The following is a 3,183-nucleotide window of genomic DNA, read 5'->3' as shown; positions in this document are numbered from 1 at the left end:
ATCTCGTTTGCTGCGCCACGAGATTCAAACAGTGACGATTTTACGATATAACAACCTTGTTTTTAGGCTTATCTGCCAAGGTCAGCCCCCATCAAGCCAGTCAGTACATTCAAAATATTTATTTAGGACAGAATTACTTTCCTATAGAATAATTGGAGGTTTTATAAATCTTTAACGTTCTTTTCGGCCCCTTTGTTTTTCAGGGCATTACTTTTGTTGCGTTCAATATCATTAAGTTACGCAAAAGGATAGCGTAAACTTTTTTTGTTTGATTGCGTACTTATCCGGGTTGAAAAGAATTTTATACTGAATGAGATATCATCTGGTTTTTTTGTGGGTTTTAGTGCTGTTGGTGGGTACTATTGATTGGTTATTGTGGCGGATTTTAATTACCAAAGAGGTACAGCAGGGATGGCGAAAATGGCTTGGCGTGGCAGGATTGATTGTGCTTCCCATATTATTTCTTGCCGGTTTTTTGTATTTTGGGTTACAGATTCCTGATGCTTCTTCGCCTCAGGTTTACAATTCTTTCGGGACTTTTCTTACCATTTTTTTATTGATTTATCTTCCCAAAATTTTTTTTCTTTTTGTTTACGGAGTTGGGCGGTTACCCGATGCCTTGCCACGTAAACCGGCGCGCCAGCCGGAAAGGCATTACCCCCGCATTACCAGAGCAAAATTTCTGAGCCAGGTTGGAATCATCATGGCCACAGCACCGTTTGTGACCCTTCTGTTTGGGGTTCTTAAAGGACGCTATGCGTTTTATACACGGCATTTAAAACTCTCTTTTCCTAATTTGCCACAGGCTTTTGATGGTCTTCGGGTTGTTCAGATTTCAGATTTGCATTTGGGTAGTTTTGGTACCAATCGGGACCCGTTGAAAGAGGCTGTTGAACTGATTAATGCGGAGAAACCCGATTTGGTGCTGTTTACCGGTGATTTGGTCAATAATTTTGCCGGGGAAACACGTGGCTGGGATGAGATATTTGGAAAAATAAACGCCACCATGGGCAAATATTCCATCCTTGGTAATCATGATTATGGCGATTACAGCACCTGGCCTTCTGAACAACGAAAGGCCGCCAATTTTAAGAGCATTGTTGCAGCAAATCGAAAGTTGGGGTTTAAGCTTCTTCGTAATGAGTCGATCTCACTCAGCAAAGATGGAGACGTTATTGCACTGAGTGGTGTTGAAAACTGGGGCCATCCACCATTTCCACAATATGGAGATTTGGAGAAAACCTGGAGCCAGACCAATGGTGAGGCATTTAAAATTCTGATGTCGCACGATCCCGACCATTGGGATGCCGAAGTAGTGGGAAAGAAAAGATATGATCTTACTCTTGCCGGTCATACGCACGGAATGCAGTTTGGCTTTGAGTTGGGAAAATACAATTGGAGTCCGGCAAAATACAAATTCAAACGATGGGCCGGATTATATCAGGTAGGTAAGCAGTTTCTTTATGTGAACCGTGGTCTGGGATATTTGGGAATGCCTGCCCGGGTTGGAATGCCGCCTGAGATTACGGTGCTTACATTGCGAAGAGGATAAATGCATAAGAGGTTGTGAACCATGTCAGTTATATAAGGAATCATTATTGAGCCCAGTCTAAAAAGCATCTTTATTGCCAAACTCTTCGTTGTTGCAAAAATTCCTGAATCTTCATTAACAATAAGTTAACTCCGGTTCAAGAATTTCCAAAGCCTCGGTTTTTACAAAAAAATATACCTTTTTATACTACACTCATTATTGTCCTGAGAAACTTATTTCCTGAAAAGAGATTGCTTCTCCCGATTTCGTGCCTCATCGGGATAGCAATGACGCCATCCCTCAAATCCCTGCAATGTCCCCTTATTGCGAATCCCGACCATTCGGGAAAGCAATCTTTGTTCTTTAACTCAAGTATTTGGTGCCTTACTCCTAACTCCCAGCATTTATCTTCCAATATCTAATTTCTTAAACCTAACGATCAATTATTGATCAGAAAACTATCAAAGCTGGTGGAAAAAATTGCTTCGTGAAAAAAAGTATTGTTCGCTTCTCTCCATCCGCCCCGGTAACCAATGCTAAAGGGCAATACAAAACGAAACAGATGAAAATCAGTCATTAACTCAATTCCCGAAGTCGCTAATGTTTCTGAATATTTTCGCTTTTCGTTGTTCTCAATAAAGTCAAGCTGGTAGTTGCTGCGTGCAGCATCAAAGAATAGGTTTAGTCGAAAGCGTTTAATGTAAGCGATACCTCCCAGTGCCCAATCAGGGTTCCAAAGCGGCATTTGATAGGTTGTATGCAGCACAAATAGTTCATCGTTGTATATGGATGTATAGCCACGGGGCAACCCGATAACATCACTAAATCTCTGGAATGTGCGGTAGGGGAGTTTTGTGGAGACTTCATCGCCATTGAATTTTTTCTGCCATCCGCCCCCAATGGTTAGTGCATGATGTTTGCTAATCCCCGGGAGATATAACCTAGAGATGGCGCCCACGGCTTCTCCTGAGTTGTAATTTCCTGCGGGGGTATGTTTGTAGATGAAATTTAGTGTTTGCCCCCATCGGGTGTTAACATCGCGGGACGTGCCTCTTTGTTTATTGTGGAAATAGAACGAGTAATTCAAAGCCCAATAATCCAGATCGGGATATTCGATTAAGCTGGTTTCTCCTGTTTCGTATAGTCCTCCGTCGGGGAGAACGCCCACCAGATTTTGCTGATAGACTCTGTTGCTAATGCTTTGCCAGGAAAGGCTTACGCGGGGTTGAAGCAGTCTTGACCATTTTCCGCTACTCAAATCCAGCGGTACCCTGATGCCGGTCTCTACTTTCACATGATTCTCTTTGCCCAGCTGGTCAATGGTGAAAATTTCATTCTGCCCGGTGTAAACGGTGTTAAACTCATCATTGAAATTGCCCCATTTTACATCGAAATCAATAATAGGAAACCATCCCCGATAGGTAAATCCCGCGTTGAATTTTTCGCGGCTTTGCGACTCTGCTGCATTGTATCCCACTCTGGTAACAGCCGTTCCCAGGAGGTTCTGACTCATCAGGGTAACCCCGGGATAAATTTCTGAATCATCAATGTTGATGTATGCCGGTGCCCAACTGTGCAGGTTGATGAGATTCCATTTGCTGTATTTTTCTGCAACAGGATTGAAACTACTTTGTGTGCCGGTTTCTTTGGGT

At 42.8% G+C, this 3,183-nt stretch carries 1 protein-coding gene and 1 pseudogene; one reads left to right on the top strand and one right to left on the bottom strand.

Going from position 1 to position 3,183, the window contains the following annotated elements:
• The first annotated feature begins 310 nt into the window (after positions 1-310).
• The gene (locus QZZ43_RS11865) at positions 311-1,552 is read left to right on the top strand and encodes a metallophosphoesterase (protein ID WP_291859489.1); all 1,242 of its coding nucleotides are present in this window, start codon (positions 311-313) and stop codon (positions 1,550-1,552) included.
• A 418-nt stretch (positions 1,553-1,970) separates the two neighbouring features.
• Here the strand turns inward: QZZ43_RS11865 and QZZ43_RS11860 are convergent.
• Positions 1,971-3,183: pseudogene (locus QZZ43_RS11860) on the bottom strand (hypothetical protein); the annotation flags it as partial.

The sequence above is a fragment of the Marinilabilia sp. genome (assembly GCF_016278715.1).
GTDB lineage: Bacteria > Bacteroidota > Bacteroidia > Bacteroidales > Marinilabiliaceae > Marinilabilia.
This window is presented reverse-complemented; position numbering and strand designations above follow the sequence as displayed.